Genomic DNA, 25,093 nt, shown 5'->3' with positions numbered 1-25,093 from the left:
CCGGCGGACTATCCGGATGGCGCGGTGTCCGAATCATTGTGTTCGACAAACAATTTCGCGAGCACACGCTGGTCGAGCTTGCCGCGTGGGGTGCGTGGCAGGCTGTCGAGACGCACTATCCGCACCGGCATGCTCGGGCTCGGCAGCACCTCGCGCAGGCGGTTTCTGATCTCCGCGGCGGTCGGTGCGCCGTGACCTGCCACCACTGCCGCTACCGGGATCTGTCCCATACGCGGATCGGGAATACCGATGCACGCGGCCTCGCTGATGCCCGGTAGAGCGGTCAGAGCGGATTCCACCGCGGCCGGTTCGACGTTCAGGCCACCCCGGATGAGCATGTCGCTGTCGCGGCCGAGCAGCGTGAGGCGTCTGCCGTCGAGCCGCCCACGGTCGCCGACGCTCATCCAGCCGTCGACCGGGCCGCCGGTGATGCCGTGTTCGGTGAGGTAGCCGTCGAAGAGCATGTCGCTGCGCACGTGGACCAGTCCGTCGCGGATCTCGGCTTCGACGCCGTCGAACAGTTCGCCCGCGCTGCGTTCGTCGCCGTCACCGAGGCCGCGGTCGTAGGAGACGAAGCTGAGTTCGGAGGCGCCGTAGAAGTGCACGAGCGCGGCGGCGGGCAACACCCGCCGCAGTGCTTCGCGGCCCGGCCTCGGCCACCGTGCCGCCGAGGAGAGCACCTCACGCACGCCGGGAAGCGGGCCGAGACCGGACCGCGCTACGTCCCAGGCGATGGCGGGCACGGAATACAGGTGGGTCGTGTGCTCGTCCAGCGCCCGGCCGACCGGGCGCAGATCCACTGTCGCGCCGCGGGTCAGGGTGTGCAGCGCGCCGTACAGGAAGTGGGTGTGGTCGAGGACGCCGGGCACCGCGACTCGATCGCCCGCGTCGATGTCGAAGGTGCGGTCGGAGCGGTCCAGGGTCGCGGCCCAGGACCGCTGGTCGCGGACGAAGAGCTTCGGCTCACCGGTGGTGCCCGAGGTGATGCCGATCAGGAGTTCGTCGGTGGGCACGGCCGGACGATACGAGCCCTCGTCCTCGAGTTCTCGTGCGGTGCGGACCGATGCGCACCCCAGCCGCTGGAGCCTGTGGTGCTGCCGGGAGGCGGCCACCACGGCGCCCGGCCGGGCCAGGTCGAGCACTCGACGCAGGTGCGCCGCGGTCAGGTGACGGTGCAGCAGCACCACGCTCACGCCCGCCCGCATGGCCGCGGTCACCGCGACCAGCGACTCGATATCGGAGGTGGGCAGGACCGCCACCCGGTGCATCCCCCGCAGTCCCGACGCGGTGCGCAGCACCCTCGACCAGAATTCTCCGTAGCCGATCTGGTCGTGAGCGGTGATCACCGCCTGCGCGTCCGGATGGTGTGCCGCGCGGAGCGCGATGCGGTCGGTCAACAGATCAGTCATCGTCGGCTCCGCGGGCGGCCAGCGCCTCACCCATCGCGTCCGCCGTGCGCAGTGCGCGCACCAGTGTGGGGGTGACCAGGGCGGTCATCGACCAATCCAGTCCGCGCGCACGCCGGGCTTCGGCGACCTCCCGCACGATGTCGGTCAGCAGCGGCACGCAGCGGATCGCCAGCGCCAGCAGCAAGCCGATGCGATCGGGATCGACGCCGAAGCGGCGGAGGGGACCCAGCGCGCGGGTCACCGCGTCGAGCATGTCGCCGATCCTCGTGGTCAAGGTGACCAGCGCGGCCAGCGCCACCGACAGCAACAGCACCCCGCACACCACCACCGCCCGCTGCGGCGAGGTCAGCAGCACTTGGAAGATCGCGATCACGGCCAGCATCCACACGATCGGACGCAATTGGGCCAGCGCCAACCGCCAGCCGATCCCGGCGAGCGCGAACAGTGCGGCGACCACTCCCCCGGCGATCGCGACGGCGAGAGGTTCGCGCACCGCGACGGTCACCGCGGCGATGGAGGCGAACAGCAACAGCAGTTTCACCCCGGCGGGCAACCGGTGCACCAGAGAATCCCCCGGCTGGTAGAGACCGATCATCCGACCAGCTCACGGTAGGCGGGCACGGCATCGGCGGGGGCGCCGTCGAAGGCGACCGCGCCGTCGTCGATCACGACGACCCGGTCGAAGGTGTCGAGCAGGGTGAGCTGGTGGGTCACCACGATGACCTGCTGATCCACCGCGTCCAGCGCCGCCGCGACGGTGCGGGCGTTGCGCAGATCGAGCAGGGTGGTCGGTTCGTCGGCGACGATCACCGACGGCCTGCGGATGAGTACCGCGCCGATGGCGAGCAACTGCTTCTGCCCGCCGGAGAGCAGGTGCGCGGGATGATCGGCATGGTGCTCGAGGCCGAACCGCGCCAGCATCTCCTGGACCCGCGCGGCGATCTGCGCCTTGTCCAGCCCGCTTCGGCGCAGGGAGAAGGCCAGGTCCTCGGCGACGGTCGGCATGACGATCTGGGTGTCGGGGTCGGTGAAGACGAATCCGACCTTGCGGCGCACCTGCGCGCCCTTGCGCGCGGCGTCGACCCCGTCGACGGTGACCGTGCCGGAGGTCGGTTTGAGCAGGCCGTTGATCATTCTGGCGAGCGTCGATTTGCCCGAGCCGTTGGCGCCGATGATGCCGACGCGGCGTTCGGTCAAGCGCAGGTCGATCGCGCGCAGCACATGCCGCTCGCCGTAGCGGTGACCCACCCCGTCGAAGACGATCTCGCTCACGCCACCTTCTCCACCAGCATCGCGATCCCCTGTCCCCCACCGATGGCGCAAGCCGCGAGTCCCAGCTCCGGGCCGTCGTGGGCCAGCATCTGGCTCGCCAGGCGCACGAGCAGAATCGCGCCCGACGCGCCCCAGGGATGGCCCATGGCGATAGCGCCGCCCTGCGGGCAGATCCGCGATTCGTCGATGCCGAGTTCGTCGGCGACCGCGAGCACCACGGCGGCGAAGGCCTCGGTGATCTCCACGATTCCCAGGTCGGAGATCGCGAAACCGGTGCGGCGCAGCAGTTTCGCGATCGCGGGAGCCGGGGCGAGTCCGGGCAGCGCCGGGTCCGCCCCCGCGACCGCGCAGCCGAGCACTCGCACCGCGGGCACGCCCGCCGCCCGTTCCTCGGTAGTGACCGCCAGGGCCGCCGCGCCGTCGGAGATGCCGCACGAATTGCCCGCCGTCGAGGTCCCGTCGGCGGTGAAGCTCGGGCGCAGGCGGGCCAGCCGTTCGGCCGTCATCCCGGCGCGGATGCGCTGATCGCGCTCGATCCCGCCGATCGGGACGATCTCGGCGGAGAAGTCGCTCGCCGCGGCCAGAGCGTGGGAGCGGGCCGCGTAGGCATCCTGGCGTTCGCGGCCGATGCCGAGCTTCCTGGCGAGGTCGTCGGCGGCCACCCCCATGTCCGGGTCGGGGAATTCCGGCGGCGCGAACGGCGCGCGGGTGTAGCGCACCGGCTCGGCGTCGCCGACCGGCGGCCAGAAACGCCACGGCGCGGTGCTCGCCGACTCCACGCCGCCGGCGAGCAGCAGATCGTCGTCGCCCGCGCGCACTCTGGTCACCGCCTGCATCACCGCGTCCAGGCCGGAACCGCACTGCCGGTCCACGGTCACGCCGGGCACCTCGACGCCGAGCCCGGCGCGCAGGGCCGCCACCCGGGCGGGGTCGCCGCCGGGGCCGAGGCAATTGCCGAGCACGACATCGTCGACGTCGGCGTCGATGCCGGATTCGCGCACCGTCTCGTGCACCGAGCGCAGCACCGGAGCGGCCAGATCCGTCACGGTCAGGTCGGCGAAGCCGTGGCCCGCGGTGCCGATGGGGGTGCGGCGCGCGGCGATCAGGACGGGGGTGCGGCTCATAGGACCATATTCTTCAGATCACCGCGCGCCACCTTGCCGGAGGCCGTCCTCGGCAGCGCGGGCAGAGTGATCCAGCGACGTGGCACAGCCTCTTTACTCAACAGGGCGCGGGCCCGCGAGCGCACCGCGGGCAGCGTCGCGGATGCGTCGAGTTCCAGGACAGCGGTGACGATTTCGCCGAAGACCTCGTGCGGAGCACCGATCACGGCAACCGCGCTCACCCCGTCCACCCCGCCCAGAATCCGCTCCACGTCCTCGGCCACCACCGTGGCGCCGCCGACATTGACCACGCCGTCGCCGCGTCCGCGCACGACCAGCTCGCCGCCGGCGCGCAATTCGGCCAGGTCGCCCACCGGGAACCAGTCCGGCGCGCCGAGGACGGTGTAGGGCGAGCGGACATACAGCAGCCCGTCCCTGACCTCGACGTGCACACCGTCGATCACCCGCAGCGGCTCGGGCACCCGGCGCGCGGCCACCAGTGAGACCTCCGCGGAACCGTAGTACTCGACGATCTCGAGTTCCCCGGCCGCGGCGACGGCTCCGGCGTCCAGGGCGATCCCCGCGACGATCGCCGTGCGCAGGCGCGGGGCGCGCGCGAGGACCTCCCGCAGCACGGCGGGCACCGCGTGCACGACCGTCGCGGTGCCGGCGTCGTCGGTCACGCAGGCTCCGCTCCACAGCGCGTGCAATGCGCCGAACAGGTGCATCGTCGCGTGCAGCGGGCCGGTCAGCAGCACCCGGTCGGTGGCGCGCACCCCGCTGATCACGGAGAACGCGGGAAAGCTGTCGTACCAGGACCGCGCGGTCCGAGCCAGCGGGCGCGGCGCACCCGTCGAACCGGAGGTCGCCACCAACAGCAGCGCCTCGGCGGGGATGCTCTCGCGCGCGGGGCGCACCTCGGGATTCTCGACATGGACGGGAATGCCGCGCCGGGCGGCTGCGCAGACACAGATCAGCGCCTCCGCCGTCGACAGCGCAGACGCGTCGTAGACCCGCACGCCGGAGTGGGCGCGGTTGTATTCCTCGATCGCCCGAGCGAGTTCCCGGTACGTGAGCGCCCGGCCGTCGAGATCGAGGGCGGCCCGGTCGTCGACCCGGCCCCGCAGTGGGTCAAGCACCGGCCACACCGGGATACGCCCGGTGCACGCCTTTTGCCACCACCGTCGCCACCACGACCTTCGCCAGATCGCCCGGGATGAACGCGCCGTTGGCGGTGATCGCCTCGCGCACGCCCAGATCCGTGCGCAGCAACAGTCCGGCCGTGCCGAGCAGGTAGATCACCACGAGCCCACCGAAGGCATTGATCAGCAGGCCGAGCGCCACGGGGTACCTCGGCAGGATCCGCTCGGTGAGCACGCCGATCACCAGCGCGGCCGGAATCCAGCCGATCAGATACCCCGCGCTGGGACCGGCCAGCGCGGTCAGGCCGGTGCGCCCGCCCGACAACAACGGCAGGCCGATGATGGTCAGCGCGATGAACACCACCACCGCCGCGGTCCCCTTGCGGGCGCCGAGCACCGCCCCGGCCAGCAGGACGCCGAGGGTTTGCAGCGTGATCGGGACGCCGCTGAATCCCACCGTGATCGCGCCCGGCAGGCCGAGCGCGGCGATCAATGCCGCGAAGACGGCGACCTGCGCCATGTCCCGGCCGGTGAACCCGACCCGCCGCGAGTTCTCGACGCCGTCCATCGATGACCTTCCGTACTACGAACTTGAACGGCGTTCAAGGTAGCAGACCAGCACGAACACCGGCGGAGCAGGCGAAACCGCGTTCGGCCTCCCGGATGCGCCCCGAGGCTCTGTTTCCGACAGGGGAAAAAATCTGTCGTGGCGGATGTAGACATTCTCGATCAGTCGTACTACAGTCGCTCTCGTCCGAATGAGAAGTCCAGTGGCCGGGCAGGCGAGCTGCCCGGAGCAACGAAGTCCCCACCCCTCCGGCGGAGGCAAGAATCCGGTGCAGTCGGCCGGACCGCCGGAGGGGCAGCGGGAGCAAGTCGTCCGAGAAAGTCCGGCAGTGCAGGAGGTGGTGGTCACTGAGTAGTCGCCTACCAGTTTCGTGTTCCAGCCAGTGCTTCGAACGGCACTGGACACCGGCCCCCTCGGCCGGTGAGCAAGATTGATTTCCCATCCGTATATCCCAGGCCCCGGCGCTCAGCGCGCCGGGGCCTGCGGGCGTTGATTCCGAGAGGCGCTGTGCAGCAATCGAACACCCACCCCAGCGACGGCCTGACCCGCCCCGGCGACGGCGCTACCGATCGGCTGGACGACGACCACTACCCCGCCTACAGCATGGGTCGCGCCGCGGAGATACTCGGAGTCACCCCAGCGTTTCTGCGTGGCCTCGACGCAGGCGAGCTGCTCACACCGCAACGCTCGCCGGGCGGGCACCGCCGCTACTCCCGCCATCAGCTGCGCATCGCCGCCCGCGTCCGCGAGCTGGTCGACAACGGCAACACTCTCGAGGCGGCCTGCCGCATCGTCACCCTCGAAGACCAGCTCGCCGACGCGCACCGGACGAACACCGCACTTCAGAGCGCCCTCGACGACCGGGCGCGCGAAGCCTGACCGTGCAGTCCGTGCGGGTTCAGGCGGACTGCCGCTCGGCGACCATCGTCAGCGCGATGTCGACGATCATGTCCTCCTGGCCGCCGACGAGACGACGCCGACCCGCTTCCATGAGCAGCGTCCGCACATCGATGCCGTAGCGCTCGCTGGCGGCTTCGGCGTGGCGCAGGAAGCTCGAGTAGACCCCGGCGTAGCCGAGCGTGAGGGTCTCGCGATCGACGCGCACCGGCCGGTCCTGCAGGGGACGGACCAGGTCGTCGGCGGCGTCCTGCAGGGCGAACACATCGCAGCCGTGCTTCCACTCCAGCACATCGGCGACCGCGATGAACGCCTCGATCGGGGTGTTGCCCGCGCCCGCGCCGTGACCGGCCAGCGACGCGTCGACCCGGTACACACCGTTCTCGACGGCCACGACCGAGTTCGCCACCGACAGCGAAAGGTTCTCGTGGGCGTGGATGCCGATTTCGGTGCCCTCGTCGAGGATGTCCCGGTAGGCGCGGACCCGGTCGCGCACGCCGTCCATGGTGAGCCGTCCGCCGGAGTCGGTGACGTAGACGCAGTGCGCGCCATAGCTTTCCATCAGCTTGGCCTGGGCGGCGAGTTCCGCGGGCGGCGCCATGTGGCTCATCATCAGGAAGCCGGAGACATCCATGCCGATCTCGCGGGCGGTCGCGATGTGCTGGGCGGAGACATCGGCTTCGGTGCAGTGCGTCGCGATCCGCACCGAGCGCACGCCCAGATCGTAGGCGCGCCGGAGGTCTTCGACCGTCCCGACGCCCGGCAGCAGCAGGGTGGTCAGCCGGGCGCGGCTCAGATTGGCGGCGGCGGCTTCGATCCAGGCCCAATCGCTGTGCGAGCCGGGACCGTAGTTGACCGAGCCGCCCGCCAGACCGTCGCCGTGGGCGACCTCGATGGCGTCGACACCGGCGGCGTCCAGCGCCGCGACGATCTTGCCCACGTTCTCGGGCGTGATCCGGTGGCGGACCGCGTGCATGCCGTCGCGCAGGGTGACGTCCTGGACAAACACCGTCGGGGTCATCGGAGGGTCTCCTTCTGCTGGGTGTTCTGCGCGATCCGCTCGGCGACCTGCAGGCCGGCCGAGGTCATGATGTCGAGATTGCCCGCGTAGGCGGGCAGGTAGTGTGCGGCGCCCTCGACTTCCAGGAACACCGACACCCGATGGGTCGGCACCGTTGCCGAGCCGTCGGCCAGCAGCGTGTGCACCGGCTGATCGGACGGGATCGGATCGATCTGCACTTCCTGCTTGAGTCGGTAGCCGGGCACATACGCGGCCACCTCGCCGACCATCTTCGTCACCGAGGCGCGGATGCGGTCGTGGGAATCCGAGTCGGGGACGCTCACCAGGCAGAACACCGTGTCGCGCATGATCAGCGGCGGTTCGGCCGGGTTGAGGATGATCACCGCCTTGCCGCGCTCGGCGCCGCCGACGGCCTCGATGGCGTGCGAGGTGGTCTCGGTGAACTCGTCGATGTTGGCGCGGGTGCCCGGTCCGGCGGACTTGGAGGCGATCGAGGCCACGATCTCGGCGTAGGCGACGGGCGCCACCCGCGACACGGCGGCCACGATCGGGATGGTGGCCTGACCGCCGCAGGTCACCATGTTCACGTTCACCGCGTCGAGATGGTCCTCGAGGTTGACCGCGGGGACCACGAACGGGCCGATCGCGGCAGGTGTCAGATCGACCAGCCGCTTGCCCAGCGGCGCCAGCAGGTCGTGATTGACCTGGTGCGCCTTGGCCGAGGTCGCGTCGAACACGATCTCGATGTCGTCGAACCCCGGCATGGCGATCAGACCCTGCACGCCTTCGTGGGTGACGGGCACGCCCAGCCGAGCCGCCCTGGCCAGGCCGTCGGACTCGGGGTCGATGCCGACCATGGCGCCCATCTCCAGGAAGCGGGAATGACGGATGACCTTGATCATCAGGTCGGTGCCGATATTGCCCGATCCGATGATCGCGACCTTGGTGCGATCGGCCTGCTCACTCACTGGGAACCTCCGGTGTGGTGGAGAAGGACGCCGACACCGTGCCGACGCCGTCGATGGTGGCGGTGACCCTCGCCCCCGGGTGCAGCGGACGCATCGGGCCGAGCGCCCCGGACAGGATCACCTGCCCCTTGCGCAACGGTTCGCCGAACTCCCGCGCCTTGCGCGCCAGCCAGGCCAGCGCGTTCAACGGATCGCCCAGGCAGGCTGCCCCGTCGCCGGTGGAGACGACCTCGCCGTCGATGCTCATGCTCATGGTGACCTCGACCGGCTCGAACTCGTCGAGCCGCACGCGCGCGGCGCCGAGGACGTACACGCCGCTGGAGGCGTTGTCGGCCACGGTGTCGGCGAAGGAGATGTCCCAGTCGGTGATCCGGCTGTCGACGATCTCCAGCGCCGCGGTGGCCCAGCCGACCGCCGCCCGGCACTGCGCGACATCGAGCGGGCCTTCGGCGAGATCCTCGGCGAGGAAGAACGCGACCTCGGCCTCGGCCTTCGGCTGCAGCAGCCGCGCGATGTCGATCTCGTCGCCGTCGTCGTAGGCCATGTCGGAGAACAGCACGCCGAAGTCCGGCTGGTCCACGCCCAGTTGCTGCTGCACGGCCGCCGAGGTCGCGCCGATCTTGCGGCCGACGATCGTCACGCCTCGGGCGAGCCGGGCCGCGTTGAAGCGTTCCTGGATGCGGTAGGCGGTCGCGACGTCGTCGGGGCCGATCAGTTCCCGCAGGGGGGCGCACGACCGTCCCGTCGTGGCCGCCGCGATCAATCGGTCCGCGGCGGTGGCGACGACGGAATCGTCGACACGCGCGGCACCGACCATATCGGCACTGGTGGGCATCCGGGCCTTCCTCTCACTACAAACATCTGAATGCCCATCAGTCCACTACGCCGCGGCCCGACGGCCCACTACTGTGTTCCACTGAGTGGACCGAATCGAGGACATCGCCACCATGAGCACATCGCAGCTGGACGACCGATCCGTCCTGGGCCGGGTCGTGCACATTCTCGAAGCCTTCGCACCGGACGACAGAGCGGTCGGACTGTCGGAGCTCGCCCGCCGGACCGGTCTTCCCAAGACCACGGTGCACCGGGTCTGCCGAGACCTCGTGACGGCACGCTGGCTCACCGCCTCACCGCAGGGCTACCGCCTGGGGCGCGGCCTGTTCGAGCTGGGTATGCGCGCCGCCGCCGAGCGGACCCTGCTCGAGGTCGCGGTCCCCTTCATGCAGGACCTGTACACCCGAACTCAGGAGACCGTGCACCTGGGCGTGCTCGACGGGGACGAGGTCGTCTACATCAGCAAGATCGGCGGACACCGTCAGGCGCGCGCCCCGTCCCGGGTCGGCGGTCGTATGCCGTTGTACTGCACCGCTATCGGCAAGGCGCTGCTGGCCCATGCCGAGCCCCGGACCATCGAACGGGTCCTCGCGGGGCCGCTGCCACGGCTCACTCCCCGCACGGTCACCGGGCCGGGACTGCTGCGCGCCCAGCTCGACAGAATCGTCGAACAGGGCGTCGCCTACGAATACGAGGAGTCCACGACGGGCATCGTCTGTGTCGCGGCGGCGGTTCTCGATGCCGAGGACCATCCGCTGGCGGCGATCTCGATGACCGGTCCGACCACCCGCTTCCGGCCCGAGGCTCATGCCGTGTCGGTGCGGGCGGCAGCGGCCGCGATGGCCTCGATCCTGGCGCGGCGCGGCGTGGCGACTCCCTGACAGCGCTCATCCGGCAGTGCCCGCTGACCACGCCGCGGGGCCGGCAGACCCGACCGAACCAGGTGTGAGAGTCCCGAGTCCGGGTAGCGCGTATCCAGACAGCCGGCGGCTGTGGAGCGACACGACGCGCCCGCCGTCTCCACCTCGAGCACCGCGACGCGGGGCACGCGACGCGGGAGAAGGGCGATGATCGTATGAGCACTCTTGCCGCGATGATGGACAGCCACCCCGCTACCACCGAGCAGGCGGCACCGGAAGAACTGGTCGCCTGCCTCGAGGCCTGCCGGGACTGCGCGCAGACGTGCACTCTCTGCGCCGACGCCTGCCTGAGCGAGAAGACAGTCGCCGACCTGCGGGCGTGCATCCGCGCGGACCTGAACTGCGCCGATATCTGCGCCGCCACCGCCGCGGTGCTCTCCCGCCGTGGCGGGGGCGCGGCCACCACCCGGGCACTGCTGGAGGCCTGCGCCGTGGCCTGCGACAAGTGCGGACGCGAATGCGACCGGCACGCCGGGCACCACGAGCACTGCCGGATCTGCGCCGAGGCATGTCACCGCTGTGTGCGAGCGTGCCGCGAGCTGCTGGCCGGACTGGCCTGACGCGCCCCAGCCGGTCACCTCGGCAGGTGTCGGCTCCCCACCGGCAATGGCGACGTCATGGGGTCGTCATGACGTGCCCGCGTCGGCCTTTCCACCGAGCGCGGGTGCGGCGAAGTCTCCGGGGTCGGTTCAGGAGATCTTCCGGAGGTCCGGCAGATCTGGGTGCGCGGCACCGGTGGCCGCCCGGACGATCGGAGCGAGCAGGCGTGGCAGGACGAACTGGTCACGGGGCAGGCGGCCTGCTTCCGGGAGCCAGTTGTGGACGAGTCCGACGGCGAGACCGGTGTCGGGATCGGTCCAGCCGCCCGATCCGGCGAGTCCGATGTGCCCGAAGCCGCGCGGGGCGCCAGGGGCGGGAATGGCGTGGTAGCCGAGCCGCCAGCCCATCGGAAGCAGCAGGTTCCGGTCCGGTAGCCAGGTTCGCACACGCGAGATGTGCCGCACCCGTGACCGTGACAGCAGCGCGTTCTCGGTGGCGATGGCGTCGTACACCGCGGCAACCGCGCGGGCGGTGAACACGCCGTTGGCAGCCGGGCTTTCGCCCAGGAGGATGGCCGGCTCGGCTCCGGAGGTGAGTCCCTCGATGCCGTGGGTGTAGATGGCGCGGATGAACCCGGCACCCGGAGCCGGGATGCGTCTGGCGACCCGCAGGACGTTCGCGGTGTTGGGGATGCCGAACGGGACCGGCGATCCCTGCGAGGCGGCGAGGGTGATCTTCGCCGATCGCGGTGGCGCGCCGAGGTGCAGACCGTCGATTCCCAGCGGCTCGGCGAGTTCCGTGCGGTACAACTCGCCCATGCCCTTGCCGGTCACCGCGCGGGCGATTCCGGCGGCGAGCCAGCCGAAGGAGAGAGCGTGATAGGCCGGTATCCCGCGCCACCGGTCGGGTGCGGCGGCGGCGATTCGTTCTTCCATCAGGTGGTGGTCGACCAGTTCGTCGAGGTTGCGTGCGAGTGGGGTGATATGCGACAGCCCCGCGCGGTGGGTGAGTACGTCGGCAACGGTGATGCTCTTCTTGCCCTTGGCGCCGAATTCGGGCCAGTACTCCGCGACGGGCGCGTGGTAGTCGATCAATCCCTGCTCGGCGAGTCGGTGCAGCACGGTCGCGGTGATGCCCTTGGAGGTCGAATACGACAGGGCGGCGGTGTCGCGTTGCCAGGCGAGGCCCCGGTGGGGGTCGGCGGTGCCGGTCCAGACGTCGACGACCGGGCGGCCCCGGTGATAGACAGCGAGCGCCCCGCCACCACGTCCGGTGGCGAACAGACGCCCGAAGGCGGTGATCGCGTCGTCATAGTCCGGCTCCCAAGCGCCGTGCACGGCGACATCGGGCAGGCCGGGATGGCCGGGTCGAGCGGAAAGCGATTCTCGCACTTGTCGGTTACCTCACATATCACCTTTGGGGTATCACAGTTCCCGCTCAGCGAGATTGCTGATCATTTGCGGATTCTGTGGTGTGGCTATGGTTCGAAGGGCCGCCGGATTGCCTTGCTCTGTCTCCCGAGAATCGTGCTTCACCTCGGGCGTTGCCGCGAGGGTCGGGTTGCCGGGGGTATACCTATTTCTGTACTTCTGCCTCACGGTCGAGAAACCCGTGCAGGTCGTCGGCGCGTGGTTGTTCGAACGGGTGCGAGCGAGAGCGGACGAAAACAGGTATGTCCGCGGTTATCCGACCCTGGTGGAATGGACCCGGGACGACGAGGTTGGTAGGAAACCTGTGAGCACCGATTCCGCGAGGTTTCCATGTACCTGCACGATCCGCACCACCCCGACATCATCGGCGATGCCCACGCAGGATCCACGAAGAACACTCTGAGCATTCGGCGTTGCGCGGCCTGCGGCGCCCTGTTCGCGCCGCCGACCACTGCCTGCTCATCCTGCGGATCGTCACATCTCGAGACGGTGGCGTCGTCCGGCGTGGGTTCGGTCATGTCCTGGCGGACGGTAGAGCGCCTGGGGAAGGACGGAGACCGCGAGCCGATGCCGTTGACGATCGCGATCGTCGAACTCGACGAGGGCCCGTGGGTCTACACATCCATCGAGGGCTCCCTCCCATCGCCCCCGGATCGGCCGGTGCGTGTGCGACTCCAGCCGCGCCCCTGGACAGACGGATTTCCGGTTTTCGGCATCATTCCGAGTCCGTGAACCCCGGAATCTCCGGCGAGAGCGCAGCCCTGATGGGTCCGTTCGCGCGACATCGCCGCGAAAGCGATTTCCTGTCGACGCTCGGATCGGACCGCCGACCCGACGGCCGTTCATGATCACCTGGGGTCGGTACCTCGTGCGATACGCTGGCGGTTGTCCAACAGTGAACGCATGTTCCTGGCTGCCGGGGACATGCCGGCGGATGGTGTGCGCTGATGAGCGAGGACGATGCGTTTCGGACAATGCGTGCGGTGTCCGTGCCGATTGCCGAGGAGCTGAGCGCGGCCGGCTTCGAGGACGCCGAAGAGATCGGGCGGGGTGGTTTCGGTGTGGTGTATCGCTGCCTCCAGCCCGCGCTGAACCGGACCGTGGCGGTAAAGGTCCTGACCGCCGAGCTCGACGAGGAGAATCGGGCGCGTTTCTTCCGGGAGCAACAGGCGATGGGCCGGCTGACCGGGCACCCGAACATCGTGACCGTATTGCAGGTGGGTGCCACCGCGAGCGAGCGACCGTTTCTTGTGATGCCGTATCACCCGTGGGGCTCCCTGGACGCTCGCATCCGGGAACAAGGCCCGCTGCCGGTGGACACGGTGTTGCGGATCGGAGTGAAGATCGCGGGGGCATTGGAGAGCGCGCATCGGCTGGGGATCGTGCATCGGGACGTGAAGCCGGCGAACATCCTGCTCACCGATTACGGCGAGCCCGTGTTGACCGATTTCGGTATCGCGCGCGTCGTCGGGGGCTTCCAGACGGCGAGCGGAACCCTCACCGGCTCTCCCGCGTTCACCGCTCCGGAGGTGCTCGAAGGCGAGGATCCCGGTCCGGCCGCGGACGTCTACGGCCTGGGCGCCGGCATGTTCTGCGCGTTGACCGGGCATGCGGCGTTCGAGCGGCGCAGTGGCGAGAACGTGGTGGCCCAGTTCTCGCGGATCACCACCCAGCCGGTTCCTGATCTTCGGGACAGCGGTATCTCCGCCGATGTGTCGGCCGTGGTGGCGATGGCGATGAACCGGGACCCCCGCGAACGGCCTTCGGCGAGTGCGCTCGGGGAGGCGATCCGTCAGACACAACGCCGGCAGGGACTCCCGGTCGACGAGATGGCGTTGTCGGCCGAACCGGTCCCGGAGCACCGGAACGGACAACCACCTGCGCAGGGCTGGCGCCCGCCGCCGACGACGGTGGGACGCGCGGGCACCGGTGCGCTGCCGCTGGAATTGACCAGTTTCGTCGACCGCCGCACGGAAGTGGCGGAGGTGAAGAATCTGCTGACCTCCTCGCGGCTGGTGACCTTGACCGGGACCGGGGGCGTCGGCAAGACGAGACTGGCGCTGCGGGCCGCGTCGAATATGCAACGCGATTTCGTCGACGGGGTGTGGTTGATCGAGCTGGCCGACGTCTCGGACCCGTCGCTGCTGGTCGAGGTCGCGGCGGACGCCCTCGGCCTGCGCGACGAGCCGACGCGGCCATTGCACGAGATCGTGCTCGAATTCCTGTCCGGACGGAAGTCGCTGGTCGTCGTGGACAACTGCGAGCAGGTGGTGGAGGCCGCGGCAGGACTGGTCGAAGCGTGGCTCCGGGCATGTCCGGACCTTCGGATCCTCGTCACTACCCGCGAACCGTTGAACATCCCGGGTGAGGCGGTGCTGCGGGTGTCGCCACTGACGGTCCCCGATGTGAGCAGGCAGCCGTCGTTACGCGGACTGCCCAAATACGATGCGGTCACGTTGTTCGCCGACCGTGCCGCCGCGGCGGTGCCGGGCTTCGAACTCGACGAGGACAACATGGACACCGTTGCCCGCATCTGCGCTCGGCTGGACGGACTGCCGCTGGCGATCGAGCTCGCGGCGGCCCGGATGCGGATGATGTCGCCCGAGCAGATCCTGGACCGGCTCACCGATCGGTACGCGCTACTCACCCGCGCCAGTCGCACCGCGCCGACGCGGCAGCAGACACTGCGGTGGTGCATCGACTGGAGCTACGAGTTGTGCACCCCGGCCGAACAGCGGATGTGGGCCCGGTTGTCGGTGTTCGCCGGCGGCTTCGAACTCGACGCCGCCGAACAGGTGTGCGGAGGCGATACGGCGACCGGCAGCGTGCTGGACGTGCTGTCCTCGTTGGTGGACAAGTCGATCCTGCTTCCGGACGACACGGATGCCGTGGTGCGGTTCCGGATGCTCGAGACACTCCGGGACTACGGCTGGCAGAAACTCCAGGCCTCCGGCGAGGCCCAGGCGGTCCGCCTGCGGCACCGCGACTGGTACCAACGTCTGGCGCTCGACGCGGAAGCCGCGTGGATCAGTGACCAGCAGCTCGACTGGTTCGCCCGACTCGAGCGCGAACTGCCCAATCTGCGTGCCGCGCTCGAATGCAGTCTGGCCGAGGACACCGACGAGGCGGCCGAAACCGGATTGCGCATCGCCAGCGCCCTCGTGTTCTTCTGGACCTTCCGGGGTGTGACCAGTGAAGGTCGACGCTGGCTCGACCGCGCACTCGCCCATCCGCGCGCCCACTCGATCCCCGACCGGGTCAAGGCCCTGCATGCCGCGACCCTGATGGCCTTGTATCTCGGTGATGCCCCCGAGTCGGTCGCCGTGCTGGTCGCGGAAGCGCACACACTCGCCGAACGGGACGCCACCCCGATGCTCGAGGCACTGGTCGCCTACGCCGACGGCATGCTGGCGTTCTACCGCGCTGACCGTGCCGAGGCCAACTCCTGTTTCACACATGCCCTCGAGCTGTTCGCCGCCGATCGAGAGGAATCATGGCACGCTGCCACGTTGATGATGCTCGGATGGACTGATGCCCTGCACGGCGACGCGCGACGGGCGATCGAGTATCACGAGCAGGTACTCGACATCACCGAAGCACGCGGCGACTGGCTCTTCCGGTCATCCGCGCTATGGGGCATCGCCATCGCGGCGTGGCGGCAGGACGATCGGCACCGGGCACAACAACTGCTCGAGGAGGCGCTGCGGGTCAACCAGAAGGTGAACAGTCCATTGATCGTCGCGTCCGCTCTCGAGGCGATGGCCTGGATCGCGGAGGCCGACGGTGCAGCTGAGCGGGCCGCAGTGATGATGGGAGCCGCGCAGGCCCTGTGGCCGTACGGAGGCAGCGTCACCCACGGTATGCCGGGACTGGAGCACTATCACGACGAATGCGACCGGAGGACGCGTGCCGCTGTCGGCCGCCGGAGGTTCTCGGCAGCGTCGCGGCGCGGTCAGGATATGGACATGGACGCCGCGGTGAACTACGCCCTCGGTGAGCAGCCCACCGGCACAACGCCCACGTCGGGTTCGTTCGTGGAGCTGACCAAGCGTGAGCGGCAGGTCGCCGATCTCATCGCCCAAGGGCTCACCAACAAGCAGATCGCGGCGAAACTCGTGATCTCGCAACGCACGGCCCAGGGACACGTGGAGCACATCCTCACCAAGCTCGGATTCACTTCCCGCGTCCAGATCGCGGCCTGGGTCGTGGAGGGCGCCGAGCGACACAATCCTTGACCGCAATCGTTCTCCACCCCATGCCTCTACCTGCGGGGCCGGCCGCGTCCCGGCCGCGGGGGGGTGGCACACCGCCGCGACACGGCACCGAAATCGCCGCAGTGCGCTGTTGAGGTTGCGATTTTCGCGCGTTTTGTGTGTTGTTGATAGTTTTCGCGCGCCCGAAATGCTCGAGACCACCGTCGCCGGGATGCCAGTTCGGTCGACTGCCACAAAATCGACGAGCCAGCCGCCGATGGCGGAATCGGTGGTGCGGCAATGATATCCGGCCGCCGACCGCCCTGTCACGACGCCGCTTACTGTCCGCCTTATCCGGTCAGGTCTCGTCCGAGGGCGACTCGGGCGATACTCCACAGCTGTACTTCATTGGCGCCTTCGTAGATTTCGCCGATCTTGCTGTCGCGCCATATCGATTCCAGGGGATTGGTGCGGCCGTCGGCGCTCAGCGACCGGATGTAGCCGTATCCGCCGTGGACCTGGATGGCGTCCCGGGCGACCTCGACCGCCACCCGACTGCCGGTGACTTTGGCCATCGCGGCTTCGGCGGCGGATGTCACGCCGGAGTCGGAGATCCGTGCGGCTTTCTGGTAGAGGCTGCGGGCGGACTCCAGGGCGATGGCGTGTTCGGCGAAGCGGAACTGCCAGTGCTGGAACTGACCGATCTTCGATCCGAAGGCCGACCGTCGGCCCATGTAGTCGGCGGCGTGGTCGAACGCGGCTTGGGCCATGCCGACGCCGAGGGCGCCGATGCCGATCCGGCCGGCCGACAGGCTGTTCAATGCCGCTGCCAGACCACGTCCCGGTGGTGCGATCACATGGTGGTCGGGGACGAAGACGTCGGTTAAGTGCACGTCGGAGGTGAGCTGGAGGCGGTTGCCGAGTTTCTTGTCCGGTGCACCGACGGTGATGCCTTCGTCGTGCATGTCGACAAGCAGCATCGTGTGCTGTCCGTCGACGACACACAGCACCGTCATGATGTCGGCGGCACAGGAGTTGGTGATCCATCGCTTGTGCCCGGTCAGCCGGTATCCGCCGGGTACTTTCACCGCGGTGGTGCGCATGGCCTCGGCGGACAGGTCGGTGCTGGCTTCGGGTTCGCTCGTGGCGAAGGATCCGACGATGTCGCCGCGGATCAGTAGCGGCAGGTATTCCTGTCGAATGGGGGCCGGTGCCGCGTCGAGGGTGCGTCCGACCAGCAGGGCTTGTCCGTCGTAGAGCGCCGAGGCCACCCCGGGGCTGTAGTAGCCAAGTTCTTCGAGCACGGTGGCGGCGGCCAGCATCGGGTACTGGAGGCCGAGCCCGCCGACATCGGCGCGGTAGCCGACCGCGTACAGCCCGGCGTCGGCGATCGCGCGGACCAGGTCGGCGGGGAATGCCTCGGCTGATTCCTCCGCGCTGTTGAGTTCACCGGCGCGCGGAGCGAGCACGGTCTCGGCGAAGTGGCGTGCCTGGTCTCTGACATCGATGGTTTCCTGCGGCAGGAGCAGGTCGTTGACCAGCCGGTTCGAGGTCCGCGGCGGACCGAGGACGGGGCCGGCGTCGGTTGTTGTCACGATCGTGGTCTCCTGTGGTCGGTGGTGCGCGGGCAGCGCCGCCCGCGGTGGTGCGAGCTTGGGGTCAATTGCCGGAGAACTGTTCTCGCAGTCGGCGTTTGAGGAGTTTTCCGGTGGGGGTGCGCGGCAGGTCGTCGACGAACTCGATGCGGCGCGGCACCTTATATCCGGCGATCTGGGCGCGAACGTGGTCACTGAGTTCGCGTTCGACGTCCTCGCTCGCGGTGACTCCGTGCACGAGTTGCACTGCTGCCAGCACCTTTTCGCCGTATTCGTCGTCGGGGATGCCGATCACCGCGACGTCGTGGACGGCTGGGTGCAGCACCAGACAGTCCTCGATCTCCTGCGGGTAGATGTTGACCCCGCCGGAGATGATGGTGAACGCTTTGCGGTCCTGGAGGAACAGGTAGCCGTCGGGGTCGAGGTAGCCGATGTCTCCGCAGGTGGACCAGGTGTCGTGGCGGGGGTGCTGTGCCGCGGCGGTCTTGTTGGGGTCGCGGTGGTAGGCGAAAGGCATCACGTCGCGTTCGAAGTAGACGACTCCGGAGTTCTCGATGGGCACTTCGTTGCCGGCGTCGTCGCAGATGTGGATGACGCCGAGTTTGGCGGTGCCGACCGAGCCGGGTTTGGCTTCCCATTCCCGCGCGTCGATCATCGTGATGCCGTTGGCCTCCGTGGAGGCGTAGTACTCGTGCAGGATGGGTCCGAACCATTCGATCATCTGGCGTTTCACCTCGACCGGGCACGGCGCGGCGGCGTGCACGGCGTATTCCTGCGATGACACGTCGTAGGCGGCGCGTACCTCGGGCAACAGTCTGAGCATGCGTACGAAATGGGTGGGGACCCATTGGGAATGGGTCACCCTGTGGTGGTCGATGACGCGCAGGCACTGTTCGGCGTCGAATCCCTTGGTGGTGATGACCGTTCCGCCCAGCGCCTGGGTGACCATGCCGAACCGCAGCGGCGCGGCATGGTACAGCGGCGCGGGCGAGAAGTAAATGGTGTCGGTGCTCATTCGGTAGCCACCGCCGAAGACCGCGACGTAAGGATCGCCGGGGTCACCGACCTGCCGGTCGGGCAATGGTGGTTTGACGCCTTTGGGGCGGCCTGTGGTTCCGGAGCTGTACAGCATATCGGCGCCACGCGGCTGGTCGGACGGCGCTTGTGCCGCTCCCGACGCCACGAACTCGTCGTAGTCGTCGAAGCCCTCGACCGCGCCGCCGTAGGAGAGTCGGAGTTCGACCTCCGGGGTATCGACGACCACAGCGGCGGCGAGCTCCCCCAGATCGGCGGAGACGACCAGAGCGCGGGCTTCGCAGTCGTCGACGATGTAGGCGACCTCGGAGGCGGCCAGATGGAAGTTGACCGGCGTGAGGTAGAGCCCCGATCGCAAGCATGCCCAGTAGACTTCGAAAACGCGGACTCCATTGGTGCTGAGCAGTCCGACGACGTCGCCGCGGCGCAGACCCGCGGCGTGCAACGCGTTCGCCAGCCGGGTGGAGCGTTCCTCGAGCGCACCGTAGGTGAGAGCTTCGTCGGTCTCGGCGACCAGGACGGCGATCTTGTCCGGAGCGGTGGCTGCGTGGACGGCGGGATACATCGGTATTCCTTCGATAGAGCGGGATGAGCAGAGGCAAGAGGAGCTCACTACATCGACGTTGTGTTTGAGCTCACATCTCGTATGGTGAGGTGATGCAGGAAACGAACGACGCCGAGGAACGGGTGCGCAACGTCCTGGCGAACCTGCGGGAGGTTCTCGAAAGCGAGGATCCGCTGGCGAGGTTGAGCACCCCCGACGCCCGCGCGGTGATCGATGACGCCTGGGAGGCGCTCGCCGCGGCGATGGGCGACAACAGTGGGCAGGCCTCGCCGGATGTGTTGGGGGCGCTGCGCCAGCTGCGCAGGATAGACCAGCTGCTGCTGCGTACCCAGCGCAACCCGCACGCCGAGGTCAGTCGACGTCTGGGCGAGACGCTCACCCGCTTGGAAGCCACCCCGTGCTCTGTGCGGGAGCTGATCACCGTCGCGCCTCGCCTGATCGGTGACCTCGGATTCGACCGGGCCATCGTCTCGCGTATCAGCGACGGGCTGTGGATCTCCCAGGGGGTGTTCATCGCCGATAATCCCGAGTGGGCGGACACGATCAATCGCGCCGGTCAGGATGACCCCCAGGCTCTGGTGCCGGGACTGTTCGAGACCGAGATGGTCCGGCGCAGACAGGCAATCCTCGTCTACGACGTGCAGCACGAGTCTCGGGTTCATCGCCGCATCGCCGACGAATCGCTGTCGCGCTCGTATGTGGCCGCACCGATCATGTCCAACGGCCGGGTGGTCGGACTCGTCCACGGGGACCGGTACTTGCAGGGTGTCGACACCGATCTGCTCGATCGTGAAGTACTGCGGGCGTTCGCCGAAGGATTTCGTCTGGCGTTGACCCGCGCCCAGCTGGCCGAGCGACTCGACCGGGCCGGATCGATGTTGCGGCAGGCGGCCACCGAGGCGGCCGCCTCTCTCGACGACGCCCACGAGGTCAGTTTCGAACTCGCCGCCACCGACGATGGTGGTGGTGGTGGTGCGGTCGGAGCCGGGGCGCCTGTGTCCCGTCATCCGCGGGCGTCGGCGTCGCTGAGAGAGCGGTTGACCAACCGCGAGGTGGAGATTTTGGAGTTGTTGGCTCAGGGCCGGACCAACTTCTCGATCGCCAGGGAACTCGTTATCGCCGAGGGGACGGTCAAACAGCACGTCAAGCACATCTTGCGCAAGCTCGGTGCGGCTAACCGAGCTGAGGCCGTGTCGCGGTTGTACGAGGCCGAGCCGAGCCCGCTCAGCTCGCCGCACCGAAATCCACTCCCTCCTGAAACGTCGCGCTCCCAGCGACGAGTCGGCGGTATTTCATGATCAGGTCGGGCCGTCCGATTGTGAGGACCCCGATCAGCCGCTGACCGGCTCGGTAGAGCGCGACGGTCCCGCCTCGTTCGTCTCGCCGGTGTTGCACGAGGACCTCCTCGGCCTGCGGTACGCCGACGAACTGGATTCGGGTCTCGTACCAGTCCGACCAGAAGTACGGCACTGTCGAGTAGGGTCTGCGATCTTCGGGGGCCGCGAGCGCGTTGCGGGCCGCGAGCGCGCCCTGATCGGCCGCACTGGTCCAGTGTTCGAGTCGCATCGTGCGGTCGAACAGCGGGTTCGGCCAGTGCGCGACGTCTCCGGCCGCCCACACGTGCGCGATCGCCGCCCCGGTCTCGTCCACGGCCGCCAAGTGCTCGTCGCACATCACGCCGCCGTCGCGGTGATGCAGCTGGACTCCCGAGTTCTTCAGCCATGCCGTGGAAGGACTCGCGCCGATTCCCGCGACGACGACGTCGGCGTGCAGGGTGGTGCCATCAGAGAGTTCGACGGCACCGACCGGATAGCGGCCATCGGCATCCGGTTCGGCGTCGTCGCGAGGATGGATGGCGGTGATGGTCGTATCCAGCCGTAGATCCGTTCCGTGGTCTCGGTGCAGATCCGCGCACAACGCTCCGATCTGTGTCCCGAGCGAGCGGATCAACGGTGCCGGGGCGCTTTCCACGATCGTCACCGCCGCACCCAGTTTTCTTGCCGCGGAGGCGATTTCGGAACCGATGAAGCCTGCACCGATTACGACGACACGTGCTCGGTTGCTCAGGGCCTTGCGTACGCGGCGCGCGTCGTCGAGCGTGCGTAGCGCGAGGATTCCCGAGTATTTCCGGTCTTCGGGCAGTCGACGCGCCGTTGCGCCGCTGGCGATGATCAGTTCGTCGTAGCCGAGGTCTCCCCCAGTGGTGTGCAGGTTTCGGCGTTCGGTGTCCAGCGCGAGCGCGGTGGTGGAGGTCAGCACCCGCACGCCGAGTTCGTCCTCGAGCACCGAGGCCGGGCGCAACTGCACGTCCACCTGCGCGTCGTCGGGGGCGACGAGCATGGCTTTCGACAGTGGCGGGCGGTCGTAGGGCAGATGCGGTTCATCGCCGACCAGCACGATCGGTCCTTCGTGGCTTGCGCGGCGCGCGGACTCACAGGCGCGGATACCTGCCAGCCCGGCGCCGACCACCACCAGGGTCTGGTCGCGACCCATCACGAGTCCTCGACGCGGATTTCGATAGCCTGCGTGGGGCACGAGGCCGCCGCTTCCTCGAGCAGCGCGCGATCGGCGAGGTCGAACGAGTTGTGGTGTACTAGAAGTGCCCCGTCGTCACCGATTTCGAATACCTCCGGCGCCACCGCTTCGCACAGACCCAGGCCCGAGCACTTGCCCATGTCCACGACCACCGTGCATCGACCCGCCGTCACCGACATCACCTGCTCCCGACATTGGTGCGGAACGGCAGGCTTACCACGCCGCGCATGAAGTTGGTCTTCATCAGCGTCGGTTCACCCGCTTCGAAGTCTGGCATCTGCCGGTGCAATTCCCGGAACAGTGATCGCAGCATCGATTTGGCGAGCTGGTTGCCGAGGCAGAAGTGCACACCGCCGCCGCCGAAGGCGATGTGCGGGTTCGGGCTGCGCGTGAGGTCGAACGCCTCGGGATCGTCGAAGACGTCCTCGTCGCGGTTGCCCGATCCGTACATCATCACGACCTTGTCGCCGGGCAGGATCTGCTGCCCGGCCAGCTCGTACTCCGCGATCGCGGTGCGCCGGAAGTTCAGCACCACCGACGCATGCCGCAGGAACTCCTCGATCGCGAGACCGATCCGGCCTTCGAAGTCCTCCCACAACCAGGCTCGCTGCTCGGGGTGGTCGGTGAGATTCTTGACGGTGAAACTCGAGGTGTGGCGGGTGGTGTCGGTGCCCGCCACCGCCATCAGCACCATCACCGCGCCGATCTCGAAGTCGCTCAGGCGTTCTCCGTCGACTTCGGCCTGTACCAGATTGGTGAGCAGGTCGTTCTGCGGTTCGGCCCGCCGTTCCGCGATCAACTGCTCGGCGATGTCGTGGATGACCAGGGAGGCTTCGACCTGGACTTCGGCCGCGTCGCGTCCGGCGAGCAGTACCGGGTCGGCCCAGGCGACGATCTCGTCGGCGGCGTGGGCGACGGTGGCACGCAGTTCCTGCGGAACCCCGAACATGTCACCGAACATCTCGATCGGCAGATGACGGGCGATGTCGGCGACGAAGTCGATCTCGGGCTTCTGTGCCGCGGCCGCGACGATCCGTTCGGCACGCGAGGCGATGTCGGCGTCGATCTTGCGGATCTGACGCGGGGTGAACGCGGCACTGACAAGCTTGCGCAACTTGTCGTGTTTCGGGTTGTCCATGGCAAGGAACGACATCGCCATCTCGAGGAACATCGGCGGCAACAGATCGAACATGACCCCGTAACCGGAGACGAACACATCGTTACGCTGGCTCACCTCGATGATGTCGCGGTGCTTGACCACCGCCCAGAATCCGGTGTCGTCGGGGTCGGGGACCACCGCGGACTCGATCGGGCGTTGCCAGCTGATCGGCCGCTCGCGACGCAATTGCTGGAACACCAACTCCCGTTGCGGCGCGTCGAGAGCCCAGAACTCGTCGCTGGAAACATTCAGTTCGTCGTATGTCCTGGTCGCGGCGACCTCATTGGTGGGTGCGACGTCGGCGTCGGTGTCGTCGTCGAAACTCAGTTCGGCGTCGTCGAACGAGGTGGTCATGCTCTGATCTCCTGAGAATAGTGTGCCGGTCAGTCGTCGGCGTGGCTGAGCAAGATGTCGAAGGGTTTGCGTTCACGCCCCCCCGACAGATCAAGGTGGATCGTCTTGGCCTCGGTGTACTCATCGAGGGCATCCGGGCCCAGTTCGCGCCCGATTCCGCTCTGCTTGTAGCCGCCGAAAGGCACCTGGGCATTGATCTGATGCGCGTCGTTGATCCAGACGCTGCCCGCCTGGACTCGTTCGGAGACGGCGAGGGCGCGCTCATTGTCACCGCTCCACACACTCGCGGCCAGTCCATACTGGCTGTCGTTGGCGATCGCGACCGCTTCGTCGTCGCCGTCGTAGGCGATCACGCACAGCACCGGGCCGAACACCTCCTCTTGTGCGATGCGCATATCGTTGCGCACGCCGGTGATGATGGTCGGCTCGATCCAGAATCCCTTGTCGAACCCGTGGCCTTCGACGGTTCTGCCGCCCAGCGCCACGGTCGCCCCGTCACTGCGAGCGCCTTCGATGTAGTCGAGGATCCGGGCCTTCTGTTTGGCGTTGATCACCGGTCCCATGTCGGTATCCCAGTCACGGGTGGCTCCGATGCGGATCGTCGCGGCCCGTTCGAGCAATCGTTCAACGAACTCGTCGTAGATCGCGTGGGGCACGATCGCGCGTGTGCCCGACTCGCACACCTGTCCGGAATAGACGAAGCACCCGTAGAGAACCCCGTCCACCGCCAGATCGAGATCGGCGTCGTCGAGCACGATCGAGGGACCTTTACCGCCGAGTTCGAGGGTGATGTTCTTGACCGTCCCCGACGCCAAACGCATGATCTCACGCCCGATTTCGGTGGATCCGGTGAACGCGATCTTGCCGACATCCGGATGCGAGGCCAACCGCGCCCCGGCTTCACGGCCCTCGCCCGGTACGACGTTGAGCACCCCGGGCGGCAACCCGTTCTCCTCGGCGATCCGGGCGAAGGCCAGGATCGACAGCGGGGTGTGCTCGTCGGGTTTGACGACCACGCTGTTGCCCGCCGCCAGCGCCGGGCCGACCTTCCACAGAGTCAGCAGCAGCGGGAAATTCCACGGAGCGATCGCACCGACGACACCGATCGGCTCACGGTGCACCACCGACTGCGCAAGCGTCGGGAAGGTCACGATCGGCGCGGGCCGTTTCCAGTTGTAGGTCTCGATGAGGTCGGCGAAGTAGGTGAAGTGCGCCAAGGCATAACCGACATGGAATCCGGTCGCCTGCCGAACGGTGGCGCCGTTGGCCGACATCTCGAGTTCGACGAGTTCCTCGATCACGTCGTTGGCCGCGGCGGCGATCCTGCGCATCACCGCCGCTCGTTCACTCGGTGTCTTGCGCGCCCACACTCCGGCTTCGAACGCGGCTTTCGCCGCGCCGACCGCGTCGTCGATATGTTCGGCGCCGCCCATCGCGACCGTCGCGACGGTGGATTCGTCGCTGGGATCGATGATGGCGCGCACGCGCCCGGTTTCGACATCCCGGCCACCGATGCGCATCGGATAATGGCGTACGTCTACAGCAGTCATCGC

General features: G+C 68.3%; 22 protein-coding genes. 6 read left to right on the top strand and 16 right to left on the bottom strand.

What is annotated here, in order from left to right; all coding sequences use genetic code 11:
- Positions 1-8 precede the first annotated feature (8 nt).
- Genes NS3_RS06585 through NS3_RS06560 form a run of 6 tightly spaced genes read right to left on the bottom strand, consistent with a single transcriptional unit; the run spans position 9 to position 5,494 of the window.
- The gene (locus NS3_RS06585) at positions 9-1,409 is read right to left on the bottom strand and encodes an AMP-binding protein (protein WP_067855157.1); all 1,401 of its coding nucleotides are present in this window, start codon (positions 1,407-1,409) and stop codon (positions 9-11) included.
- The gene (locus NS3_RS06580; protein WP_067855154.1) at positions 1,402-2,004 is read right to left on the bottom strand and encodes an energy-coupling factor transporter transmembrane component T family protein; all 603 of its coding nucleotides are present in this window, start codon (positions 2,002-2,004) and stop codon (positions 1,402-1,404) included. The genes NS3_RS06585 and NS3_RS06580 overlap by 8 nt, the downstream gene beginning before the upstream one ends.
- The gene (locus tag NS3_RS06575) at positions 2,001-2,681 is read right to left on the bottom strand and encodes an energy-coupling factor ABC transporter ATP-binding protein (protein ID WP_067855151.1); all 681 of its coding nucleotides are present in this window, start codon (positions 2,679-2,681) and stop codon (positions 2,001-2,003) included. The genes NS3_RS06580 and NS3_RS06575 overlap by 4 nt, the downstream gene beginning before the upstream one ends.
- Positions 2,678-3,805, bottom strand: coding sequence for a thiolase family protein (locus NS3_RS06570; RefSeq protein WP_067855147.1), 1,128 nt, complete (start codon positions 3,803-3,805; stop codon positions 2,678-2,680). Before NS3_RS06570 ends, NS3_RS06575 begins: the two co-directional genes overlap by 4 nt.
- Positions 3,802-4,923 carry a class I adenylate-forming enzyme family protein gene (locus tag NS3_RS06565; protein ID WP_245649486.1) on the bottom strand — a complete coding sequence of 374 codons (1,122 nt, stop codon included), beginning with the start codon at positions 4,921-4,923 and terminating at the stop codon, positions 3,802-3,804. Before NS3_RS06565 ends, NS3_RS06570 begins: the two co-directional genes overlap by 4 nt.
- On the bottom strand, positions 4,916-5,494 hold the full coding sequence (locus NS3_RS06560; RefSeq protein WP_067855144.1) for a biotin transporter BioY: 579 nt from the start codon (positions 5,492-5,494) through the stop codon (positions 4,916-4,918). The genes NS3_RS06565 and NS3_RS06560 overlap by 8 nt, the downstream gene beginning before the upstream one ends.
- 507 nt (positions 5,495-6,001) lie before the next feature.
- Here NS3_RS06560 and NS3_RS06555 point away from each other — a divergent pair.
- On the top strand, positions 6,002-6,373 hold the full coding sequence (locus tag NS3_RS06555) for a MerR family transcriptional regulator (protein ID WP_067855141.1): 372 nt from the start codon (positions 6,002-6,004) through the stop codon (positions 6,371-6,373).
- 19 nt (positions 6,374-6,392) lie between these two features.
- On the opposite strand, the gene dmpG is transcribed toward NS3_RS06555, so the two are convergent.
- The 3 genes from dmpG to NS3_RS06540 are packed head-to-tail and all read right to left on the bottom strand — an operon-like array spanning position 6,393 to position 9,215.
- The gene (dmpG, locus tag NS3_RS06550) at positions 6,393-7,412 is read right to left on the bottom strand and encodes a 4-hydroxy-2-oxovalerate aldolase (RefSeq protein ID WP_067855138.1); all 1,020 of its coding nucleotides are present in this window, start codon (positions 7,410-7,412) and stop codon (positions 6,393-6,395) included.
- On the bottom strand, positions 7,409-8,380 hold the full coding sequence (locus tag NS3_RS06545) for an acetaldehyde dehydrogenase (acetylating) (RefSeq protein ID WP_084495102.1): 972 nt from the start codon (positions 8,378-8,380) through the stop codon (positions 7,409-7,411). Before NS3_RS06545 ends, dmpG begins: the two co-directional genes overlap by 4 nt.
- Entirely contained in the window at positions 8,373-9,215 is an 843-nt protein-coding gene (locus NS3_RS06540; protein ID WP_067855135.1) for a 2-keto-4-pentenoate hydratase, read from the bottom strand. The genes NS3_RS06545 and NS3_RS06540 overlap by 8 nt, the downstream gene beginning before the upstream one ends.
- Before the next feature lie 112 nt (positions 9,216-9,327).
- Here NS3_RS06540 and NS3_RS06535 point away from each other — a divergent pair, with 112 nt between their 5' ends.
- Both NS3_RS06535 and NS3_RS06530 read left to right on the top strand, forming a co-directional pair.
- Entirely contained in the window at positions 9,328-10,095 is a 768-nt protein-coding gene (locus NS3_RS06535) for an IclR family transcriptional regulator (protein WP_067855417.1), read from the top strand.
- A 194-nt stretch (positions 10,096-10,289) separates the two neighbouring features.
- Complete coding sequence (locus NS3_RS06530) at positions 10,290-10,694, top strand: four-helix bundle copper-binding protein (protein WP_067855133.1); 405 nt, start codon at positions 10,290-10,292, stop codon at positions 10,692-10,694.
- A 129-nt stretch (positions 10,695-10,823) separates the two neighbouring features.
- On the opposite strand, the gene NS3_RS06525 is transcribed toward NS3_RS06530, so the two are convergent.
- Positions 10,824-12,065 carry a serine hydrolase domain-containing protein gene (locus NS3_RS06525; RefSeq protein WP_245649485.1) on the bottom strand — a complete coding sequence of 414 codons (1,242 nt, stop codon included), beginning with the start codon at positions 12,063-12,065 and terminating at the stop codon, positions 10,824-10,826.
- 369 nt (positions 12,066-12,434) lie between these two features.
- Between NS3_RS06525 and NS3_RS06520 the strand changes: the two genes are divergently transcribed.
- Complete coding sequence (locus tag NS3_RS06520) at positions 12,435-12,836, top strand: Zn-ribbon domain-containing OB-fold protein (RefSeq protein WP_067855129.1); 402 nt, start codon at positions 12,435-12,437, stop codon at positions 12,834-12,836.
- Between the two features lie 242 nt (positions 12,837-13,078).
- Positions 13,079-16,339 carry a protein kinase domain-containing protein gene (locus tag NS3_RS06515; protein ID WP_281205039.1) on the top strand — a complete coding sequence of 1,087 codons (3,261 nt, stop codon included), beginning with the start codon at positions 13,079-13,081 and terminating at the stop codon, positions 16,337-16,339.
- A 308-nt stretch (positions 16,340-16,647) separates the two neighbouring features.
- On the opposite strand, the gene NS3_RS06510 is transcribed toward NS3_RS06515, so the two are convergent.
- Both NS3_RS06510 and NS3_RS06505 read right to left on the bottom strand, forming a co-directional pair.
- Positions 16,648-17,892, bottom strand: a complete 1,245-nt coding sequence (locus NS3_RS06510; protein WP_067855122.1) for an acyl-CoA dehydrogenase family protein — start codon at positions 17,890-17,892, stop codon at positions 16,648-16,650.
- Positions 17,893-17,956: 64 nt separating this feature from the next.
- Positions 17,957-19,492 (bottom strand): acyl-CoA synthetase, encoded by a 1,536-nt coding sequence (locus NS3_RS06505; RefSeq protein WP_067855119.1) that lies wholly within the window; start codon positions 19,490-19,492, stop codon positions 17,957-17,959.
- Between the two features lie 92 nt (positions 19,493-19,584).
- Between NS3_RS06505 and NS3_RS06500 the strand changes: the two genes are divergently transcribed.
- On the top strand, positions 19,585-20,790 hold the full coding sequence (locus tag NS3_RS06500) for a LuxR C-terminal-related transcriptional regulator (protein WP_157101202.1): 1,206 nt from the start codon (positions 19,585-19,587) through the stop codon (positions 20,788-20,790).
- On the opposite strand, the gene NS3_RS06495 is transcribed toward NS3_RS06500, so the two are convergent.
- The 4 genes from NS3_RS06495 to NS3_RS06480 are packed head-to-tail and all read right to left on the bottom strand — an operon-like array spanning position 20,717 to position 25,090.
- Entirely contained in the window at positions 20,717-21,985 is a 1,269-nt protein-coding gene (locus tag NS3_RS06495) for an NAD(P)/FAD-dependent oxidoreductase (protein WP_067855113.1), read from the bottom strand. The two genes, NS3_RS06500 and NS3_RS06495, sit on opposite strands and share 74 nt — an antisense overlap.
- Positions 21,985-22,206, bottom strand: coding sequence for a ferredoxin (locus tag NS3_RS06490; protein ID WP_067855110.1), 222 nt, complete (start codon positions 22,204-22,206; stop codon positions 21,985-21,987). The genes NS3_RS06495 and NS3_RS06490 overlap by 1 nt, the downstream gene beginning before the upstream one ends.
- Positions 22,206-23,540, bottom strand: coding sequence for a cytochrome P450 (locus NS3_RS06485; protein ID WP_084495101.1), 1,335 nt, complete (start codon positions 23,538-23,540; stop codon positions 22,206-22,208). Before NS3_RS06485 ends, NS3_RS06490 begins: the two co-directional genes overlap by 1 nt.
- A gap of 29 nt (positions 23,541-23,569) precedes the next feature.
- Positions 23,570-25,090, bottom strand: coding sequence for an aldehyde dehydrogenase family protein (locus tag NS3_RS06480; protein ID WP_067855107.1), 1,521 nt, complete (start codon positions 25,088-25,090; stop codon positions 23,570-23,572).
- Positions 25,091-25,093: the final 3 nt, after the last annotated feature.

The organism is Nocardia shimofusensis NBRC 100134 (genome assembly GCF_001613125.1).
In the GTDB taxonomy this organism is placed as follows: Bacteria; Actinomycetota; Actinomycetes; order Mycobacteriales; family Mycobacteriaceae; genus Nocardia; species Nocardia shimofusensis.
Note: the sequence above shows the minus strand (reverse complement) of the source record. Positions and strands in the feature narration are given on the sequence as shown.

What these genes read in the sequence shown, in the direction of transcription:
- NS3_RS06585 (WP_067855157.1), bottom strand. Translation starts at nt 1,409, where the DNA reads ATGACTGATCTGTTGACCGACCGCATCGCGCTCCGCGCGGCACACCAT.
- NS3_RS06580 (WP_067855154.1), bottom strand. Translation starts at nt 2,004, where the DNA reads ATGATCGGTCTCTACCAGCCGGGGGATTCTCTGGTGCACCGGTTGCCC.
- NS3_RS06570 (WP_067855147.1), bottom strand. Translation starts at nt 3,805, where the DNA reads ATGAGCCGCACCCCCGTCCTGATCGCCGCGCGCCGCACCCCCATCGGC.
- NS3_RS06560 (WP_067855144.1), bottom strand. Translation starts at nt 5,494, where the DNA reads ATGGACGGCGTCGAGAACTCGCGGCGGGTCGGGTTCACCGGCCGGGAC.
- dmpG (WP_067855138.1), bottom strand. Translation starts at nt 7,412, where the DNA reads ATGACCCCGACGGTGTTTGTCCAGGACGTCACCCTGCGCGACGGCATG.
- NS3_RS06540 (WP_067855135.1), bottom strand. Translation starts at nt 9,215, where the DNA reads ATGCCCACCAGTGCCGATATGGTCGGTGCCGCGCGTGTCGACGATTCC.
- NS3_RS06535 (WP_067855417.1), top strand. Translation starts at nt 9,328, where the DNA reads ATGAGCACATCGCAGCTGGACGACCGATCCGTCCTGGGCCGGGTCGTG.
- NS3_RS06530 (WP_067855133.1), top strand. Translation starts at nt 10,290, where the DNA reads ATGAGCACTCTTGCCGCGATGATGGACAGCCACCCCGCTACCACCGAG.
- NS3_RS06520 (WP_067855129.1), top strand. Translation starts at nt 12,435, where the DNA reads ATGTACCTGCACGATCCGCACCACCCCGACATCATCGGCGATGCCCAC.
- NS3_RS06515 (WP_281205039.1), top strand. Translation starts at nt 13,079, where the DNA reads ATGCGTGCGGTGTCCGTGCCGATTGCCGAGGAGCTGAGCGCGGCCGGC.
- NS3_RS06505 (WP_067855119.1), bottom strand. Translation starts at nt 19,492, where the DNA reads ATGTATCCCGCCGTCCACGCAGCCACCGCTCCGGACAAGATCGCCGTC.
- NS3_RS06500 (WP_157101202.1), top strand. Translation starts at nt 19,585, where the DNA reads ATGCAGGAAACGAACGACGCCGAGGAACGGGTGCGCAACGTCCTGGCG.
- NS3_RS06495 (WP_067855113.1), bottom strand. Translation starts at nt 21,985, where the DNA reads ATGGGTCGCGACCAGACCCTGGTGGTGGTCGGCGCCGGGCTGGCAGGT.
- NS3_RS06490 (WP_067855110.1), bottom strand. Translation starts at nt 22,206, where the DNA reads ATGTCGGTGACGGCGGGTCGATGCACGGTGGTCGTGGACATGGGCAAG.
- NS3_RS06485 (WP_084495101.1), bottom strand. Translation starts at nt 23,540, where the DNA reads ATGACCACCTCGTTCGACGACGCCGAACTGAGTTTCGACGACGACACC.
- NS3_RS06480 (WP_067855107.1), bottom strand. Translation starts at nt 25,090, where the DNA reads ATGACTGCTGTAGACGTACGCCATTATCCGATGCGCATCGGTGGCCGG.